Genomic DNA, 19,772 nt, shown 5'->3' on the forward strand with positions numbered 1-19,772 from the left:
AATTGCATTAAATTAGTGATCTATTCTAGAAACAAAAAATAGTTCAATAGCAAGGCTAAAATTATGATACATAGTTGTTCTATCTAAATAATTTTTTAACGTACTTAGTGAGTTATCTAAACGCCACGCAGCATAGCTTCGCAAGTCTTAACGTCCTGTGAATTATCAGTTGACTATTAACGCATCGGTATTTTGAAAGAGAGGGATAATAAAGCAATGACTTGCTGCACAATAAAGCACAGCAAGCTATATAGAGTTAATCTTTTTTAGGAAGTAAACCAAAATGGTGATAAGCGCTATCAGACACTATTCGTCCTCGTGGCGTGCGCTGAATAAACCCTTGTTGGATTAAAAATGGCTCTATTACATCTTCTATTGTTTCGCGCTCTTCACCAATAGCAGCCGCTACATTGTCAAGCCCTACAGGACCGCCCATAAATTTTTCGATTATGGCGAGTAAATATTTACGGTCCATATAATCAAAGCCACTTTTATCTACATCAATCATATCAAGCGCTTGCTTTGCTACTTCGGCGTTTACTGTGCCATCAGATTTTACTTGTGTGTAATCGCGTACGCGACGTAGTAAGCGGTTTGCAATACGTGGTGTGCCACGCGAGCGCTGAGCAATTTCAGTTGCGCCATCATCACACATTTCTAAATCAAGATAATGTGCTGAGCGCCCTACTATGTGCGATAAATCTTCTACTGAGTAAAACTCTAATCGCTGTACAATACCAAAACGGTCACGCAGTGGCGATGTGAGCGAGCCTGCTCGCGTAGTGGCACCAATAAGTGTAAATGCAGGTAAGTCTAATTTAATAGAGCGCGCGGCTGGGCCTTCACCAATCATTATATCAAGCTGGTAGTCTTCCATTGCGGGATAAAGTATTTCTTCAACTTGCGGGCTGAGCCTGTGTATTTCATCAATAAACAGTACATCGCCTTCTTCTAAATTAGTGAGCAGCGCAGCTAAATCGCCTGCTTTTTCAAGTACTGGGCCGGATGTTGTTTTAATGCTTACGTGTAATTCGTTGGCGACAATGTTTGCAAGCGTGGTTTTACCCAAGCCCGGTGGGCCAAATATCAATAAATGATCGAGCGCTTCACCACGGGTGCGAGCAGCTTCAATAAAAATTTCCATTTGCTGCTTAACATGAGGCTGACCTCTGTAGTCGGCTAAAAGTTTTGGCCTTATTGCACGATCTATAGAATCTTCATTTGTTTTTTCAGTCGCGTCAATTAAGCGATCCGCTTCAATCATGGGTTACTCACAACATAGATTTTAAAGATTCTCTAATAAGAACCTCAGTAGACATATCGGGTTTACTTATCGATTTTACGGCTTTTTGAGCTTGTGGCAATTTATAACCTAATGCAAGCAGTGCCGATACGGCATCATCGGCGGCATTATTAGCAATTGTCGCATCGCTCATTGGCTCTATTACTGCGCTGTCGCTAAATGGCGTAAATAAATCATTACCCCAATCTTTTAGTCTGTCTTTCATTTCGAGTACTAAACGCTCGGCCGTTTTTTTACCTACACCGGGTAATTTAACAAGCGATGTTGAGTCTTCATTATTTACACAGCTTACAAATTGCTTTGCCGACATGCCCGATAAAATAGCTAAACCAAGTTTTGGCCCTACCCCATTTGCTTTTAATAGCTCTCTAAACAAGGCACGCTCAACTTTATTATTAAAACCAAATAACAGTTGAGCATCTTCACGTACTACAAAGTGCGTATAAACAATCGCGTTTTCACCAATTTTTGGTAAATCGTAAAAACAGGTCATTGGCATTTGTACTTCGTAACCGACACCACTTACTTCAAGTAATATTTCTGGTGGCTGTTTTTCGACTAAAATACCATTTAAGCGGCCTATCATAGTTATTTCCTTAAACGTCCTCTAACGGTTTTGCTTGCGCTACCCGCTAGTTTAATTAAATTTTGTTCTGAGTGAGCATGGCAAATCGCAATAGCGAGTGCATCAGCTGCATCGGCCTGTGGCGTACCGGGTAGTTTTAAAATATTTTTTACCATGTGTTGCACTTGTGTTTTATCAGCGCCACCGTTACCGACTACCGCTTGCTTAATTTGCCTAGCTGAGTATTCAAATACAGGTAAATCCGCCATTGCAGCGCCCACAATCGCGGCGCCTCTAGCTTGGCCTAGTTTTAAAGCTGAATCGGGGTTGTGCGCCATAAATACTTTTTCAATGGCAAAGGTTTCTGGCGAAAACTGTTCAATAAGCTGTGTTATGCCTTGGTAGATCATTTTAAGCCTAACCGGAAAAGGATGATCGGCTAACTTAATACAGCCACTCCCTAAGTATGTAAATTTAGAGCCTTGGTGGGCAACAACGCCATACCCAGTCAAACGTGAACCAGGATCGATCCCTAAAATAATGGCCAAACAGCGCTCCATTGTTATTATTTTTAAATTACGCTAATAATGCCAGAGCACTGTATAAATTACCAGTACAAAGAAAAACAAAAATGCCCACGTGTTAGGTGGGCATTTGAAAGAGCATGTTAGTTTAAGTTTACCCTAGGGCGCGCACTAGTCCTTGGGTGTTTTGTTTGAGTGTTCGGGCAATCATTAAATAGCCTAAACCCGCTACAAATACGCCGCCAGCTACCGGCCCAATAATCCATATATGCGGATGTAACTTACCTGCTAAATCGAACATTTGTTGCTGTACAATTAAAAGCGCTATGTCGCTAAAAAATGCCGCAACTAAACCGGCTAAACCGCCTAGTAATAAAAACTCATACAAGGTCGCGTTTTTAATTAACCGGCTTTTAGCGCCAAGTGTTCGCAGTATTACAATTTCTTGCATACGCTCACCTAAACTAGCTTGAACTTGCGATATAAGTACAAGCGCGCCACACAGCACTACAATTGCAAGTACAAAACCAATGGCGAGTGATACTTGCGAAATAGTTGTTTGTATTTGCTTAACAAAGTTATCAATATCAATCGCTGTAATAGTAGGATAAGTACGCAATAACTGGCTAAAATCACGTTTTTGATCTGGGTTTATACGCACCGACGAAATATACGTTGCTGGAAAATCTGCAAGTACATCGGGGCTTAAAATAATAAAAAAGTTGGGTTTAAGCGTGGCCCAATTAACTTTGCGCACACTGGTAATTTTAGCATCGAACGACTGCGCACCAATTAAAAATGTAAGCGTATCGCCTATCTCAACATCTAAACGCTCAAGCATCGACTCCTCTACTGAAGCTTCAGCCATCGCATTCTCGCCAAACCACGTGCCTTGTGTTACTTCGTTTTGGTCTGGTACATTTTTAAGCCATGTGAGGTTTAGCTCGCGGCCAATACCAGCACGTGCTTCTTCGTCTTTTTTCTCGTTGTCTTGCAGCGATACAGAACGCGCTACCAACTCGCCGTTTACCGCATTTACGCGCCCACGAATAGTGGGATAAAACTCTGAGACCTGAATGTCTTTTTGTGCTAAATACTCATTAATTGGCCCAAGCTCATTTTGCGTAATGTTAACTAAAAATGCATTAGGCGCATCGGCAGGAAGTTGCGATTGCCAATCAGCTATCATATCGTTTTTAAGTACCACTAAAAACAGCAGTAATTTAATCGCTAACGAAAAACTAATTAACTGTACCGCGTTCACATTTGCACGCTTTTGAATAGACGCAATTGCAAGCGACCAACTGTTACCTGGCTTTAATCCTAATTTTCGACCACCACCAAATATTAATTTAGATACTAAAAACAGCACACCAATTAGCGCAAGTGTGGAGATAAACAAAATAAGCGTTATTTTTATGTTGTTACTAAATAACCACATCAATAAAAACACGGTTAGCGCACTCATGCCTAAATGCACACGACTCACTGCCAACTTGTCGCCTAAGTTACGACGCAGCACTCTGAGCGGTGGAATATCGAATAAATCAAATAACGGTTTGATAGAAAACATAACGGCACAAATTACGCCAGTGCTTATAGCCACCAGCCAAGGTTTAAAGCCACCTAAGGGTAACTTTGTGCCCATACTTTTTGATAAGTAACTTGTTGCTATTTCTTGCAAGCCATAACCAATTAACAACCCTATACTTACCGCCATTGCACATACAAGCAATAAATGCAGCATGTATATTTTGCGGATCATTGAGCGGCTACCGCCTAGCGTTTTCATCATCGCTACTGGGTCGTATTGGCGTTCACAATAACGTTTTGCTGAAACGGCTATAGCCACTGCAGCCAAAATAATACCTAATAGGCCGGCAAGTAATAAAAAACTCTCTGCGCGGTTTAAGCTGTTTGAAATAGGTGATTGACGGTCTTTAACGCCATACCATTGTTGGTTTTCTTTCATTTGTGGTTTAAGCCACTCGTAAAAGCTATTTATGTCGGCCTCACTACCTGCATAAAGTTGGCGGTAATAAACACGACTACCCGGCTGCACAACTTCGGTTTTTGCCACATCGTCAATATTAATAAGCACACGACGGCTGCTCGAAAATACATTAAATGGCGCATCGGGCTCTTCTACAATAACTTTTGAAACATTAAATAATGCCGCGCCAAGTTCTACTTGCGCGCCTATATCAATATTTAAACTGTAAAATACCGATTCACTTAGCCACACATTACCCGGCGTTGGCCCGCTATTAGCAACTTTAGTTTCGCCGGTTAGGGTATCTTTAACTTTTAACTGCCCTTTTAGCGGATACGCATTAGATGCCGCTTTTACTGAGCTAAACTGCATTTCATCATCGGCAAACAACATAGTGTCGAAATACACCATTTGCGCCGTTTTTAAATTTTGGCTTTGTGCTTGAGTAATAAAAGCGGTGTCGAGAACATGATCGCTTGCAAGTACACGGTCTGCTGCAATAAAAGCACTGCTTTTTTGCGCAATACTTTGCCCTATTCGCTCAGTAACCATAGACAGTGTAAGCACAGTTAAAACAGCAAGCGCGATAGCCGCGCTTATGACCGTGAGCTCACCACGGCGAAATTCTCGCGAAAATAATTTAAGCGCTAACTTAACCCACATTAGCAACGTCCTCTACTTGGCTTTTTACCAGTAAACCCGCTTCTATTTGAATAATGTGCTCACATTTTTGTGCAAGCCCTTCATCGTGAGTCACCAAAATAAGCGTGGTGCCGTGTTGCGTATTTAAATCAAATAATAAGGATTCAATCATTTTACCGTTTTTGCTGTCTAAGTTAGCCGAAGGCTCATCAGCAAACAATATTTTAGGTGTACCAATAAATGCTCGCGCAATAGCAACACGTTGTTGCTCACCGCCAGAGAGCTGCGACGGGTAATGATCAATACGATGGCTCAAGCCTACTTTTTCAAGTAATGCAATTGCTTGCTCTTTTGCATCACTTTCACCAGCAAGCTCTGCTGGTAGCATCACGTTTTCAAGTGCCGTTAAGCTTTGTACTAACATAAACGATTGAAACACAAATCCAATTTTAGCCGCGCGCAGTGCAGCACGTTCTTCTTCATCTAAATTGTGCAATGGCTCGCCGTCTAAAAACACCTCTCCGCTGCTGGCAATATCCAGCCCTGCTAATAAACTGAGTAACGTAGATTTACCAGAGCCCGACGTACCAACAATAGCAACAGACTCACCATGCTTGACATTAAAGCTGATGTCGCTGAGGATGGGCAGCTCACCTTCAAAGGTAGAGACTATTTTAGATAAACCATTAACCTGAATTATATTTAATTGAGAAAGCGCTGACATATGACTCATTCAATCCTACGTTTAGTATTCATTTTATTTTTAGTTATCAAACCGCTGAGCGCAGCAGCCGACAACACGATTTTAATACTCGGTGACAGTTTAAGCGCAGCCTATGGACTTCAACAAGAGCAAGGCTGGGTAAAATTGTTACAAGATAAATACGATGACGAACAAGCCGACATTGAACTTATCAACGCCAGTATTAGTGGCGAAACATCCGGTGGAGCCCTACGTCGTTTAGATGCATTGCTTGAGCAATACGAACCTACTCATGTACTTATTGAGCTAGGTGCCAATGACGGTTTACGTGGTTTTCCAGTTAAAAAAATGCAAACCAACTTAACGGCTCTTATTCAAAAAAGCCAAGCTGCTAATGCGATGACCGCCTTAATGGAGATTTACATTCCTCCTAATTATGGCCCGCGTTACAGCAAAATGTTTACTGACACTTTCTCGCGCGTTAGCGAAGAAACAAATGCGTATTTAATGAACTTTTTTATGCTTAACATTGCCGGCAAACCTGAGCTTATGCAAAACGATAATTTACACCCTAACAAAAAAGCTCAGCTATTAATACGCGATGAGATGTATGACTCGATCAAAAAGTGGTTAAATAAGGATTAATGAATTAATACATCGCAAGAGTGCTATTTTTAGCGTTCTTGCGCAATAAACATCCAAACAAACAATCGCTTATTGATTTTTAAAAAAATACACGTACTATTGAATATAAATCGGTATGTGGCGCAGCTTGGTAGCGCACTGTCATGGGGTGGCAGGGGTCGAGAGTTCGAATCTCTCCATACCGACCAATTAATCCCTCTTTATTTCAACTTGTTATAAATTAAACTCTTTTCTTTATCGCACTATTAACTTAGTATTTTTAAATATATGTCGCACATTTATCGCACGATACTTCCCTTAAATTATTTTATACTTTTAAGGTATAAAAGGGGGGGATATATAGGAAGACAGCTAATGGCACTCTACTGAACAAGTTTTTACTCTTCTTTTGAATTGTACTTTAAAGCTCAAAGTACAATAGAAAACAATTATGCAAACCAACGAAAAACAAAACCGCTTCACACTTACTCTTTGACGAAATTATTTGTGCAATTGTATTTGGCTCAATTCCCTGCCTTTTAGTCTTACTCTTTTCAGGCGTAGAAGGCCCGGTTAGCTTTTTCTAAGGGATTACGCCACCAGACCATCTTATATACTATTTTAATTTACTAACTCTTTTGCATAGTGTTGTTTGAGCTATTTCTAAATACAGTTTGTCTTTATCCGATTCTAGTAGAACATTTAAATACAGATTACATACACTTTCATACCAAATTGGTTTTAATCTAGTAGGTCTGTATCGAGCTATAGCAGGTTCACTCCCTTTCATTGCAATACCTCTATTAATTTATGATTCGACTAGAGGTAGCATCTTTAAAGCTATATTTATGCTTTTATTTTCAATTGCTAGTTTACTAGCCGCCTACTGGCTAACATATTGGCAGCAAAAGACCGTACCAAGAATTAAAGAGTTTTGATTTATACTTCAGCCAACGAAAAGTTTGAAACTTAAGGCAACAACTAACTTGAAAAACGCCGGACACCTGTGAATTGGAAATTAAAAGAAAATAGGCAGCTTTGAGCGAAAACCGGACAATGAAAAAGTTAAGTTTATTCCTGTGTTTTGAGTAGAATCTAATTTTGTCCAATAACATTATTAAACGCCGTTTTGGGGCAAAATAACATGCCTAATTCCGAGCTGTTTTAATCACATGTTTACAAAAGTGATTATTGGTGAAATTATCAGGATATGTAATATACGCCGTTTTGGTGTATTATAAACCACCAAAATGGTGTTCAATAAGCCGTTATGTTTCAAATGGAATCTATGAATTTAAACGATTTTCAAAAAAAAGTACTTAAAGAAGCTAGTTCCACTTCTGGTTATGGTGGCTTTGCAGTGAAATCTAGCATCCGACACATGGAACGCTCCGTATTGTTGCGTGAAAGTATGCCAGAAATAGCAGCTTTTGTTGCAATTACCGCAGAGGAAGAGTCAGCAACGGCAATATTTGCAGCGTTAAAAAAGCGACGATATGCTAATGCTAATAAATTGAAATCTTGGGATCACAAACACAAATCAGGTATTTCACAATTCTTTGATTTAATTGGTGGCGCGCTGGGTATTTTAAAAAATGAAATTCCATTGGAGCTTTTTTTTGACTCTTTAAACGGAAACAAAAAAGAAAAACTGTGGGTTAGAATGCCAATTGGTGAAGATGGAGACAAAAAGATATGCATTGTTCCACAGCCACCACTAAATCTTGTCTCTGTAGAGCCTAACGGAAAAGCAACCGATTATTTATTGAAAGTTCGTGAAATAGCATCTGATCGTGGCATTGACTCGATATTCAAATACATTCAAGAAATTGCAAATGAAAGAAATAAAATGCTTTATGCATCAAATTCCTCAGTTTCTAAAGTTACTAACATCGATGAAGTCCTTACAAAGCACTTGAGTTCTGCATACCGTAATCATCTTATTTATTTACTTATTGATCAGCATGCACATCAAAATTTGGTTCAAGAAGCTTTAGATGTATTTCTAATTATTCTCAAAAGAATCGACGAAAAAGAAACATAATCGAGGTGCTAATTGTGGGCCTGCACCTGGTAAACTATCAATGACCGCTCATGGCACTAAGCGGTCGGGGCAACTAGTCCAGAAAGTTCTAAACTGTATTGCCACTGTTGCATATTTTGCTGTTTAATTTCAATCTAAGTGCCCTGTCACATTATGTTATCCAATATCTTTTAACTGTTCTTAAACTAAGATTGGTAAACAGTGCAACAGCCTGTTGAGTTGGTCTGTTGCCCGTTTCTTTGGTTATTTTTTTAACAGCTTTTTTAACAAGCTGCTGCGAATTACTTCGCTTTTTAATCGCAGTGTCTGTAGCTGCTTTTTTCTGCCTCTCCTTAATTTCATCGCTTGATAACTTCACTTTTGACTTAATATTTAAATATTCAGGGCAAAAGCCGAACAAGTCTTCCAGGTAATCAGCTAGAGTCTCTTTTCTGTACTTATAGTGTGTTGTTTTTGCTGTTCTAGTTAAACTAACAAGCTCTTCTAATGATAAACCAATTAGCTCATCATTTATTTTTGTTAGCTTTTCAAATGCGGTGTTTTTATTCAGGTGTTGAAACGCAACAAACAGGATAAACGCTGTTTTATCTCGCTTACCCTTCGGCACCCCACCCTGCTTATAAAAATGGTTTTGAATACTGTTAATACATTTTAGCCACCATTCTTTAATGCTATGACCGTAGCGTTGGTGACCTGGTTGCTTTGGTTGCTTTGCTATCTTATTTCTGGGGCTTGAAGCTAAACTAGTTTTGAATTCTAGCTGCGATTTCTCTATATTCTTACGTAAATGACATAGATCTAAACACATCAACAGTTCATCAAATGTATATTTAGTACCAGAGCCAAAATACCTGGCATGCAATCCTGTTCTACTGTGAACAGACCCTGGGACACGCAAAAAACCGCTAATTCTTTTTGTAGCCATAAGATCTACATGCCAAAAACTATCTGACTTTCCAAAACTCTCAATTAGACTTTTAGTAATTTGTTGCCATATCAACTTGTTAATTGCGACTGCATCTACAGGATTGTAAATCCAATAAAGATGTATTCCACCTGAGCCAGAAAGGACATAGCCTGTTGGTGGTGGTAGCTTGCTCAGTTTTAACCTATTGAATACTTCAGGAACAATTTTAGCCTCTGTCCTTCTAACATCAAATGGATCACATTTGTCATTAAGATCAATTTCAATCCAATTCGCTGATAGTAGAGCTAGGTTGCTCTCCCTAGGCCAACTAAAAAATTCGTTTGGAGTGTAATAGCAGTCTACTGATTCACTTGTACTATACAATACTCCTCGAACAAACTTACTAGTGTCCCGTCTAAAAATTCGAAAATCGGTTAAGCTTTTTGATTTACTGTTCCCAAGTAAATGAATAAATTTTTTAGACTTATGGCATTTACTTAGTAACCCTCGAACATATTTAGGTGTCGTTAATTCAATTAGTGAATAAAACTGACTCGGATAGGCAATAGGATATTCTGGCCACTCAAATTGTGGCCTTGTTTTAAAGGCAAGCATATAATATGAAGATGCAAAGTGCGTTTGGGGTGTCGCCGGTCAAGCAGCCCCTTTCGCCTTCCTTACACCTTCACTCCTTCAAAACGAGCTAGCCATTGCTCAACTGTTTCGCGTTTAAATAGGCGAACTCGACCCAATTTAATAGAGGGTGGTGCTAAACGTTGAACTTGATAAAGGTTGGCATCTTTTCCAGACTCAATAGCCTTGCGCTGGGCGCTCAGACGATTATTAATTGTGCCTGTAGATAGGTGTAAAAGCTCTGACAGCTCTTTTACTGATAAGATCTCTGATGACTGCATATTCGCTCTCCAATACGTAAATTAGAGCAAAGAGATGCCACGTAGCCCTGTGAGCCGTGGACTTGCTAGTGCATATAATTAATATATGCGTACCCTAGTAACCTCTTTTCTACGTATTGAAGGCAGCCCCGAACATTGGGCGCCTGTTTTTTATTAACTTTACTATGTTCTGTGGTAAATCTTTTTATCTCTTTGCATTATAAGTAAGCACAATAAGTATGCTTAAGATGAATTTAAATGAGATATAGTGATAAATCAAGTGAACTTGAGCAATAAAATTGCTTTAAGGCTTAGCTAATGAATTACCGAGCGCTGGATTTTCAAACTATCACTGCAATCATCACAAAGCATAAGCATCCACTTAAACACTGATTGAACATGTGCCTCAGGGTAGTAATTATCAAACTTATACACTTTTTCTGAACGATTATAAAACGATGAAAAAGACTCTAGTTGTATATCCCAAACCTCTGATTGCTCGTTACTATAATCGTAAAACATGAAGTCTAAGGTAAGTAGCTCACTAAGTACTTGTGCTTCATTAAGCTTACTTAAGTTATCCCTGATTGATAATAATTTATCACGGCTATTATCTTGGCCTTGCAGCCTGATAAATAAAAAATCAATCGCAGGTAAAAATGCGTAAACATTAAAATTAATCATAAAAAACTACGCAGCTTTTCAACTGCGTAGCCTGTATTTTGTGTAAAAACCCATCTAACAATTGCACTTAAAAAAGCAACTGTCAAAACTATTTGTAGAACTCACCACGGCTATGCGCGTCTCGCGCTTCTTGCTCTGTGTAGCTATCACCACAATGATCGACATTTCCAGTTCCATCATTGTATTCATCAATGAACTTATCTTGCTCAGACTTATCATCAACATCCAGCAAAATATCAACCGTCACGGCTCCTATAAACTTAACTGCTTTCCACAACATTTGCTTCACCCTCTTCTATCTAAGTATTCCTTAGTATCGTGAACACATTAAAGCTAAGAAACTCTTAGTTTTCAAGTTAAGAATTAAATATAATGAAAACAAATGATGGTTCACCGTTTCCAAAACGGCTAAAAGAGGCAAGACTAGCAAAAGGACTTTCGCAAAAAAAACTAGGAATACTGGCTGGAATGGATCAGTTTGCGGCTTCGCCTAGAATGAATCAGTACGAAAAAGGCGTGCATTCACCCGACTTTCAAACAGTGCGCGCGTTAGCTAAAGTATTAGAAGTGCCAACAGCATTTTTTTACTGTGAAGAGGAAAAGTTAGCTAAAATAATACTTAAAGCTATCAAGGGAGATTAACAATATGGATAAGGAGAAGATAAAGGAATACTTTTACCAAAATCTAGGAATAACATTTTGGTCATCACTATTAATATTTGGGGGAAGCGTATTTGTATACTACTACGCAAAAATTGGATACATGCCTATTTTTGACTTACAGTCCTCATTAATGGTACTGGGAGCAGCATCTATAACAGCCATTTTTCTTATAATAATCATAACTTCAATATTCTTGCTTCCAGGTCTAATTTGGAGAGAGGGTTGGGGAAATAATACAAAATACAGAAGCCTTTGGTATTTCCGTCAAAAAAATGGGCGTGATAAGAAAGTGCACTTCCATCTAATATTCGCCTTCTTTGTTATACCTATTTCAGCTTTTTGGATTATTTTCTTTTCTGCGATGAAGTTTGGAATTTGGATAAGCTTTTTGGTAGTAGTACTATTACCTGTAATGTGGCTTGGGTTAAAAAAGTTTTCAAGGTTTAATTATAAAAGTGTGAATAAAGAATCTTTAGTGTATTTCCTAGTTACTCTAACAGCTTCAATCGCATCATTCATTCCGATCGTTATGCTTTCTGAGAACCTTAACATCTCAAGTATTAACAAAGAATATATAGTTTATTTTATTGCGATTATAATCGCGACTTTAAATACTGTTGCAGCAGCTAAACCAAAAAATATAGATAATTTAAAATTCTTTTGCATCTTATCTATTATATCAATCTACATATTACTTGTGAGCTTCGAGCTAGCAAAACCAATAGTTAACAAGGTTATGAATATATACAAATTTGGTTCTATCCAGGCTGAAAATATTATTCTTAAAAAGCCTGGCTGTGATATTTTTTCTCTGCAAGGAGGTACTCTTTATCTAACAAAAAATGAGTTTTGTCTAATACAAAACGTAGAGATATTATCAAGGTTAGGTGACAATTATTATATCTCTACAAATAAAGCAAACTTCGAAATACCAAAAATCTACGTAGCATCTTGGTCTGTTATTGACGATCGAGATTAAACAAAGACATTTTATTATAAGATAATATTTGCTGTACTATCACATTGTTATTTAATAGAGGCATCATGAGCAATAGCCTCTCTTTAAACATTGGGGCTTCGCCCCTGTCCCCCGCTATGTCGAAGCCGAAGATCGGCTTACACATAGCGGGGGACAACACATTCATACTCTTATACGCAGGTTTTATTTGCAGATTGAAAAATATTTCTAAAGTGGTAATCTTATTGCTACTGAAGCTCTAACGAGCCAGAAAAAAACAGGCGCTATTCTGCTGCCTTCAACACGTAGTAACGAGGTAAATACTATCTTTTCAAAGGTAGTAACCAACCAAAAACGGCGCACTCCAGCTGCTGACAACACGTAGAAATGAGGTTAATAATCAGGCGAGATCAGTCCGAGCCTTTCGCATATGCGAAAAACAGGGGCGAATAGGCTTAAGTGCCGCTGAGCTTTATTGCCAGTCAATCTTACAACCTTAATACGACTGGAGTCATACCATGAAATTCGATGCCCTAATCGAAGTCCAAAAACTAAAATTTGAAAGTAAGTTAATCGCAGGAAGCCGTAAAAAAACATCTAAGCTTGATAAACATAAATTCGAGCTAATAGAAATTTACAAGCAAGGATCAAACATTGTCGAGCTTCAGCGCTGGCTAAAGCGTAAAGGTATCAATGCTCATTGGTCAACAATTCAAAGATGGATTAAAAAACATGGCTAAATTTGCGAAACCAAAAACTCAAGCACACAATGTCATAAAAGGGCTTACAAAAAGTAAGCTTATAAAATCTCTTGGAACTGCCAGAAACTACGAGCAATCACTTAACACCGTTGCCTCTTGGGCTAAAGATATTGGCATAAACGGTATTCAGGCAATGACCATCGATCAAGCACTCATTTATTTAGATTACCGTAAAGAAATAGTGGGTCAAAAGTCACTGGATATGGAGCGCCAAGCTATACAAGCAATGATGAGGCTAAACGGCAAACTTAAAGACAAACAAACGCTTCCTGTTATTAAATCAATTAATCAGCAAATTCTTAAATCACGCGCCTACACCACAGAGCAAGCACAAATAATAAGTAAGCACCAAACATCTAAATATTCATTATCAACACAAATAGCACTCTCTTCGGGGCTTCGTGCGCATGAATTATTGACCATAGCCAAAGTTGAAGAGCGCAAAGCAGATAAACGGCCAGCTTTTGATTCAAAATGGTCTGGTAGAAACGGTGTGCTATATACCGTGACAGGCAAAGGAGGCTTAACACGCGAAGTACTAATACCTCACGATTTATCAGCTAAATTAGAACTTCGTAAACTTAAACAACCTGCCACTGTTGTTGATAGAAAAATAAACTACTTACAGCGCTACGATATAGGAGGCGGTAAAAAGTGGTCTGATTCATTTAATAAAGCATCAAACCGTACGCTTTCATTTTCCAACGGTGCTCACGGCCTTAGGCATAGCTACGCACAAGAAAGGCTATTAGAGCTGATACTTAATCAATATCCATATCAAATAGCATTAGAGACAGTTTCACAAGAGATGGGACATTTTAGGCCGGAAATCACTGAGGTGTATTTACGTTAAGTTAAAGCTACCGTGAAGATAGCTTTAATTTCAAGTCTTATCTATTTCTTTGAAGATTTACTAGGTTTTAATCCTGGGGTGTTCCCTGGAGTATTTTTGTTATCACGTCTACGTTTATCAGGTTTGCCAGTTGAATCAGCAATTGGTTTTGGTCCCGGTTTAAGAGCCACAATCGTTATCCTTTCAATTAAGAGGAAGTCCCTCAATTATGAGTATAGCTTTAAACAAAAATTTGGAGATTGTTATTAATAAATAATTACTTATCCGCTAAATCAAAAAGGTACAATTTTGAACGTAGCCTAAAAACCTATTAAAGATACTCTCAAATAATAACTTTAAAAAAGCTTGGTTTAACGTACTGAAGCTAGATAGGTTTCACAAAAGGTAGGCATTTTATGCCTGCAGTCACAAAGGTGATATTAAGGTAAGTTCATAGTTTAATTTGCTAAAAAGTATATTAAAAGTTACTGCGACTAATTTAAATCTTATTGTTACCTGTCAGGATTTAAAAAGCTTGTCAATTGTTGCCTAAACTCCTTCACTCCACCAGGATTTAACTCTTCTAAGTAGGCGTATATACTTGCCTTAGACATAAGAGGTACACCTGTATGAACTTTTTTAGTTAGCTTCCAGAATAGATTTTTTGCTTTTTTACTGACGTTACCACCCTCAATTGAATCTACTCGAGGTATTTTATCATCGCCATTTAAATAACAATCGTAAATTGCTTTTTCAATACTTGAGAACGGTAGTAGCAATATATCGTTTCTATCTTGAATAAAACGCTCATCTGACTGATCACCATCAAGTGCAGCTACAACATTTTCAGATTCTGATAAAAACTTTTTATCAGTATTTCTAGACAGCAAATCAACGACTTGAGAACCACCCGCAACATATATAATTAAGTGTTTGAAAAAATTATCATTTGTAGAAGAGCTAATGATGTAATCCATATACTCTTCCAAACATTTGTCTTCTGTTAGAATATATTTGTCGAAACCTGTAAAGCCATACATAACACTTTTAACAAAATTATAGGAGCGCGGTGTTACTGTCACGCAGTCTCTATCCTGATTTCGCTCCATATAGTGTAGCTCTTCATCATTAAGCGTCTTCATTAATGCAAGAGAATGCGTGGTAAATACTATATTAGTTTCATATTTGCCACAGTATTCTCGAAGGACTCTGACAAGGTTGACCTGAGCGCTTGCATCAAGCGAAATATCAATTTCATCTATTACGATCAGCTTTTTACCTTGCTGAATTTGTTTGAAAAGATTAATAACAAAATATTCACCCGAACTGAAGTAGTCTTCACGAATGTAGTACCTTTCAATTTCATCTTTTAGGATAAAATAGTAACTTACTCTCTTGATGTCTACCTGCTTTAAATTCTCAAATCTGCTATCACCATATACACTTTCTAGAAAAGAAATTAGATCAAGAGGTATTGAGTAATCACCTATTGCTATCTTTGCACGGAGAGCTTCATCAATATCAGATAAGCGACTAAAGTGATTAAAACGCTCTCCGTGCGGGATTGGTAACTCTACACTTATTAGTGACTTAAGCTCTTCAGGAATTTCCTGTTTACTATCAATACTTTTTAGTAACTTATTGTAAGTAAATTCAATATTTTCGGCGAGGCCATCCACTGAGTATGAAATTTTACTATTTTCATTAAAAATATATGGTGCTGCAGTATCTTGGAACGTACTGTTAATCGAAAGGTTGCGTATTGCACGAATTAAAGTAGTTTTTCCAACGCTATTTTTACCTGCAATACACAAAAGCTTGTTTTTTGATAAGTCGAATGAAATTTCTTGCTTGTTTATATGCTGTACATTGCTGACTAAAATTTTTATATTCAAGCTATTTCACCGACTTTCTTATGAACATATCAATCATTGTATTACCATACTTTCGGCGTAACTTAGATACGTATTGCTTATCCATCGAGTTAAAAGCTATCAATTTCCCAGATAATTTTCCTATCGCAAGCTCTCGAAGTGACTTCTCACCTAACTCCGTTTCAGTGTTACAAAAGGTACTCTGAAAATAATTTTCAAATTTATTACTGTCTGTTAAGTAAAAGTATAAGAGGGTTTCAATCTCTTTTTTGTCAACGCTAGGAATTGTAACAACCCCATTTGGTAAAACGTTAAAACCTAACAGTTTAAAGTTATGGCCTTTTTTATGTAGCTTAGTCTTCAATTTATTGATTATAATTCCTGCATTTATGTATTCACTTAACAGGTTACTCACAACTGACTCGATATCTTCTGAAAAATGGTCTGCTTTACTTGATATAATTAAATCATCGGAATATCTAGTATAAGTAAGGTTGTGTTCATTGCAGTATTTATTGAGTTGATTATCAAACTCAAATAAACAAATATTACTCAGAATCGGCGATGTTGAAAAGCCCGCAGGAATGTGGTCATCAAAAACGACTAGCTCTATAACTTTATCTATATATTTTTCTATATCTGAAACAGGAGTATTTGTCAGCTGATTAGATAGAGCTCTACTTACATCACTTTCGTGGATATTACTATAGAAATTTGACAAATCGGTCTGAAAGAAGAAGTTGTTGTCCGAGTGTTTTTCAACTGCGTCTCGGATATTTACGCCTTTCCGATATGAAAACACAACATCAGTGTTGTAATCAGCAAACTCAAATATTGTATTATTTAAAAATCGATGTATTTGTTTTAATTTTGGTGATGGGGCGTAAAGTGTTCTTCGTTTCAGATTAAACTTCTGAAACTCTGAGCCTACATCTAGCTGAATAAAGTCTTGAAAGGACATTTTCTCATGAAATGTTGAGATAAAAATTTCCCGCAGACTCCGCTTTTGGTTTTCATCAAACAAGTAAATGTTACTCCGCTTACGTACCAAAACATATCAAGTGAACGTTTAGTATAACGGCTCAAATATCAATGTATAGAATAAATATTGGGGGTTATGTCTAAGAAATCAGGGTGTTCAAAATGAGGTTTTTTTATTTGTTTATAAGCTTTAAATTAACTAGAGATAGTTACATGTAAAGTTACAATCTTACACCCTATACTCAATCTTATCTTGGACAAGGAAGAATAAGGTGTAAGGGTAACATAATTCATAGCTTGTAGTGACCTTGCATAATGACTGGAGATACTCCTAGTCGCTAGGTGTATTGACAATCTATAACATGTAACCATAAAAATCAAGTTAAGCTCCATTGATAACTCAAGTCACTCTCTTCAATCAAACTTTTTAAAAATTACATTTCAAAGAGTTAAAAATGGCCTACTCTTTAAGGGGGGTCATTCTAAGAAATTACTTTCTCTCCCCACGCTTCCAAAGCTTTCCTTCTGGCTTCCATATACTCCTGCATATTATAAACGCCCTGCACACCTTGCAATTGGTGATTTAGTATTTTTTCAATCACTATTGGATCTGTCCCAATATCGGTATCACCTAACCGAGTCGCAACCGTTCTTCGTAAATCGTGAGGTACAAATTTAGGTACTCCTAATTGCTCTAGTTTACGACTTATAGATCGTGACAGTGAATGTCTATCAATAGGCTGTTCGCCTGGGCCTGATTTATTAGTTGTTGTGCTCGGGAACACATACTTAGAATTGAGATAGCCGAATGCTGCACGTAGCTCATCAAGCAAAATAACCATATTTTGAGTAATCGGTACTTTATGAGTTCTTTCGCCATTTTTATTTTGCTTCACGCGCTCGACTGGGATTGTCCATATCATTTTATCAAAATCAAATTCTTGCCACTGTGCACCTGTAACTTCTATTGGCCGACACCCTGTTAAAGTAATACACTTCAACGCGAATATAACTTGTTGGCTTATACCTAGCTTTGGTAGGCGCTCAAATACTTGAATAACCTCTTCAAATTCGAGCGCTCTGGTTCGCGACTTTTCAAGGCCACCTACACTCTTCTTTTTAACTGTGCTGATTGGATTACCTTGGATTAAATCTCGCTCAACACCAAAATTAAACATTTGCTTAAGGATAGATAGTGTTTTATTCGCCTGCGTTTTAGCACCTCTATCTGTTATTGGATCAAGCACTTTTTTGAAAATTTCACGGCGGGTTATTTCTTTAAGTTTATAGTTGCCAATAAATGGCAAAATGTCTTTTTCAAACATTCTTATTACAGGGTCTACACCTTTACGATTAGCTTTAATATCTCTTTCAATAAACTCATTCGCAAGTACTGCGATTGTCGGTGAGGTGCTTTCTTGCTTTTCAATCAGCGCTGCTTTCTTTTTTTGTAAAAAAACGTCAATACCACGCGACACATCACCAATATATTGTTTAGCAAGCTGTCTAGCTTCACTTACTGTGATAACCGATGAATTACCTAAGGCTAACCTTCTTTCTTTCGAACCTCGGCCTCCTAGGCGGTAATACAGATAATATACCTGTGAGCGCTTTCCTTCTTTATTTGCCTTACCAATATTTAAATAAAAACCGGAGATCTCAGTGTCATTGATTTTGGTAATTTCCAAAGGGATATTTTTGAGTACAGATTCAGTTAATTTTACTTTGATTGACGCCATTTTTCGCACACCTAGAGTTAAGTCAAAACTTTTGTCGCACAGTTATCGCACGAGCTGATTTGAGCTCACTAAACTTCACGTTTATTCACTAGGTATAATTTAAAAGATTAATCCATTCAATAGCAATAACTTACGATTACTTTGAATACTTCACTGTAGAACACTTTTAGCCACTTTTGTACACGATAAAACACAGGTAATTTTTATGGGGTGGCAGGGGTCGAGAGTTCGAATCTCTCCATACCGACCAATTAATTACTTTCAAATCAATAACTATCTAAAGAATTGTTACAACTTAGCTTATTTGTAAATCTTCTATAACTCCTTTCATAACAGAGACAACTCTGCTCTATTAAAATATCGCTTCGTTAATGTACACATAATTTTTACTTTATAAATTTACGCTGCTCTAATTAATCAAATTGATCTCTAATATTATTTAAATAAGCGAGTTTATATCTAGTTAGTCGAAACGATTTTAAAATTAAATCAACTTCAGCACTGCAGAGTTAAGTTCATCAAGTATTATTTAATAGAATACTTAAAGCTTGCTATCAGCTTTACAAAATTAATAATATCAGTTGCATTAAATAAGTGTTCTATTATTTCGCTAAGAAAGTAGCGTAATAAGAAGGTGAAATTATGATATATACTTGTTCTATATGAACAGTTTTTAGCGCAGTTAGTGAGTTATTTAATGCAATAAAGTGATCATGTTTTTAATAAAGTTGGTATAAGTACCTAACCTATATAAATAGCTCTCATGATTAAGCGAACTATTATCATCACTTAAATTTGGGTCTAATAGAATTTAAACACTCGATACTGTGATCTTCGCTGTATGTATTGTTTGAGCATCGTTTTAGAAATACCTGACTAGGGCGTGTTGACCTTTTGTGATTAATTTTGCAGCTGTATGTTTGGTTTTTAGGCAAGGCAGCGCCTATGTGGTGTGGTTGTTCCCCATAAATAGGCGATAACGCAGCATAAATGCCAAACATGCGCTGCCCTTTGGGTTCTTTCTAGGGGCGATTAACTCTTTGTTGCTCGGTTTTTACTTAGCCCACTAGGTTACAAACCTC

The 19,772-nt window shown here is 37.4% G+C and carries 18 protein-coding genes and 1 tRNA gene; 7 read left to right on the forward strand and 12 right to left on the reverse strand.

The genetic code is table 11. From position 1 onward, the window contains the following. Positions 1–256: 256 nt before the first annotated feature. From ruvB to CWB66_RS13095, 5 genes are all read right to left on the reverse strand, one after another. The gene (gene ruvB / locus CWB66_RS13075) at positions 257–1,264 is read right to left on the reverse strand and encodes a Holliday junction branch migration DNA helicase RuvB (protein ID WP_138585712.1); all 1,008 of its coding nucleotides are present in this window, start codon (positions 1,262–1,264) and stop codon (positions 257–259) included. 7 nt (positions 1,265–1,271) lie between these two features. Beyond that, the gene (ruvA, locus tag CWB66_RS13080; protein WP_002960647.1) at positions 1,272–1,889 is read right to left on the reverse strand and encodes a Holliday junction branch migration protein RuvA; all 618 of its coding nucleotides are present in this window, start codon (positions 1,887–1,889) and stop codon (positions 1,272–1,274) included. A 2-nt stretch (positions 1,890–1,891) separates the two neighbouring features. Next, positions 1,892–2,416, reverse strand: a complete 525-nt coding sequence (gene ruvC / locus CWB66_RS13085) for a crossover junction endodeoxyribonuclease RuvC (protein WP_002960649.1) — start codon at positions 2,414–2,416, stop codon at positions 1,892–1,894. Positions 2,417–2,546: 130 nt separating this feature from the next. Beyond that, complete coding sequence (locus CWB66_RS13090; protein ID WP_138585713.1) at positions 2,547–5,048, reverse strand: ABC transporter permease; 2,502 nt, start codon at positions 5,046–5,048, stop codon at positions 2,547–2,549. After that, positions 5,038–5,751, reverse strand: coding sequence for an ABC transporter ATP-binding protein (locus CWB66_RS13095; protein ID WP_138585725.1), 714 nt, complete (start codon positions 5,749–5,751; stop codon positions 5,038–5,040). Before CWB66_RS13095 ends, CWB66_RS13090 begins: the two co-directional genes overlap by 11 nt. On the opposite strand from CWB66_RS13095, the gene CWB66_RS13100 reads away from it, so the two are divergent. The 3 genes from CWB66_RS13100 to CWB66_RS13110 all read left to right on the forward strand — a co-directional run bounded on the left by CWB66_RS13100 (position 5,752) and on the right by CWB66_RS13110 (position 8,398). Then, positions 5,752–6,375: an arylesterase gene (locus CWB66_RS13100; RefSeq protein ID WP_138585714.1), complete on the forward strand. Its 624-nt coding sequence runs from the start codon at positions 5,752–5,754 to the stop codon at positions 6,373–6,375. 111 nt (positions 6,376–6,486) lie between these two features. After that, positions 6,487–6,563, forward strand: a tRNA-Pro gene (locus CWB66_RS13105). Positions 6,564–7,642: 1,079 nt separating this feature from the next. After that, positions 7,643–8,398, forward strand: coding sequence for a hypothetical protein (locus tag CWB66_RS13110; RefSeq protein WP_138585715.1), 756 nt, complete (start codon positions 7,643–7,645; stop codon positions 8,396–8,398). Positions 8,399–8,549: 151 nt separating this feature from the next. Here the strand turns inward: CWB66_RS13110 and CWB66_RS13115 are convergent, their stop codons facing one another. The 4 genes from CWB66_RS13115 to CWB66_RS13130 all read right to left on the reverse strand — a co-directional run bounded on the left by CWB66_RS13115 (position 8,550) and on the right by CWB66_RS13130 (position 11,162). After that, entirely contained in the window at positions 8,550–9,920 is a 1,371-nt protein-coding gene (locus CWB66_RS13115) for a bifunctional DNA primase/polymerase (protein ID WP_138585716.1), read from the reverse strand. 62 nt (positions 9,921–9,982) lie between these two features. After that, on the reverse strand, positions 9,983–10,219 hold the full coding sequence (locus CWB66_RS13120; RefSeq protein WP_138585717.1) for a MerR family transcriptional regulator: 237 nt from the start codon (positions 10,217–10,219) through the stop codon (positions 9,983–9,985). A 294-nt stretch (positions 10,220–10,513) separates the two neighbouring features. After that, on the reverse strand, positions 10,514–10,882 hold the full coding sequence (locus CWB66_RS13125; protein ID WP_138585718.1) for a hypothetical protein: 369 nt from the start codon (positions 10,880–10,882) through the stop codon (positions 10,514–10,516). A gap of 88 nt (positions 10,883–10,970) precedes the next feature. Then, a complete protein-coding gene (locus CWB66_RS13130; RefSeq protein WP_096793371.1) occupies positions 10,971–11,162 on the reverse strand; it encodes a hypothetical protein in 192 nt (63 codons plus the stop codon). A 92-nt stretch (positions 11,163–11,254) separates the two neighbouring features. On the opposite strand from CWB66_RS13130, the gene CWB66_RS13135 reads away from it, so the two are divergent. The 4 genes from CWB66_RS13135 to CWB66_RS13150 all read left to right on the forward strand — a co-directional run bounded on the left by CWB66_RS13135 (position 11,255) and on the right by CWB66_RS13150 (position 14,117). Then, positions 11,255–11,524 carry a helix-turn-helix domain-containing protein gene (locus CWB66_RS13135; protein WP_138585719.1) on the forward strand — a complete coding sequence of 90 codons (270 nt, stop codon included), beginning with the start codon at positions 11,255–11,257 and terminating at the stop codon, positions 11,522–11,524. A 4-nt stretch (positions 11,525–11,528) separates the two neighbouring features. Next, on the forward strand, positions 11,529–12,524 hold the full coding sequence (locus CWB66_RS13140; protein WP_138585720.1) for a hypothetical protein: 996 nt from the start codon (positions 11,529–11,531) through the stop codon (positions 12,522–12,524). Positions 12,525–13,021: 497 nt separating this feature from the next. Then, positions 13,022–13,243 carry a hypothetical protein gene (locus CWB66_RS13145; protein ID WP_008136222.1) on the forward strand — a complete coding sequence of 74 codons (222 nt, stop codon included), beginning with the start codon at positions 13,022–13,024 and terminating at the stop codon, positions 13,241–13,243. Beyond that, complete coding sequence (locus CWB66_RS13150) at positions 13,236–14,117, forward strand: site-specific integrase (RefSeq protein ID WP_138585721.1); 882 nt, start codon at positions 13,236–13,238, stop codon at positions 14,115–14,117. The genes CWB66_RS13145 and CWB66_RS13150 overlap by 8 nt, the downstream gene beginning before the upstream one ends. A 491-nt stretch (positions 14,118–14,608) precedes the next feature. Here CWB66_RS13150 and CWB66_RS13155 read toward each other — a convergent pair whose 3' ends face one another. The 3 genes from CWB66_RS13155 to CWB66_RS13165 all read right to left on the reverse strand — a co-directional run bounded on the left by CWB66_RS13155 (position 14,609) and on the right by CWB66_RS13165 (position 18,690). Further along, positions 14,609–15,991 carry an AAA family ATPase gene (locus CWB66_RS13155; RefSeq protein WP_138585722.1) on the reverse strand — a complete coding sequence of 461 codons (1,383 nt, stop codon included), beginning with the start codon at positions 15,989–15,991 and terminating at the stop codon, positions 14,609–14,611. 1 nt (position 15,992) lies between these two features. Next, positions 15,993–16,994: a reverse transcriptase family protein gene (locus tag CWB66_RS13160; RefSeq protein ID WP_138585723.1), complete on the reverse strand. Its 1,002-nt coding sequence runs from the start codon at positions 16,992–16,994 to the stop codon at positions 15,993–15,995. 439 nt (positions 16,995–17,433) lie between these two features. Further along, complete coding sequence (locus CWB66_RS13165; RefSeq protein ID WP_138585724.1) at positions 17,434–18,690, reverse strand: tyrosine-type recombinase/integrase; 1,257 nt, start codon at positions 18,688–18,690, stop codon at positions 17,434–17,436. Positions 18,691–19,772 lie beyond the last annotated feature (1,082 nt).

This window comes from Pseudoalteromonas sp. S558 (assembly GCF_005886635.1).
In the GTDB taxonomy this organism is placed as follows: domain Bacteria; phylum Pseudomonadota; class Gammaproteobacteria; order Enterobacterales; family Alteromonadaceae; genus Pseudoalteromonas; species Pseudoalteromonas aliena.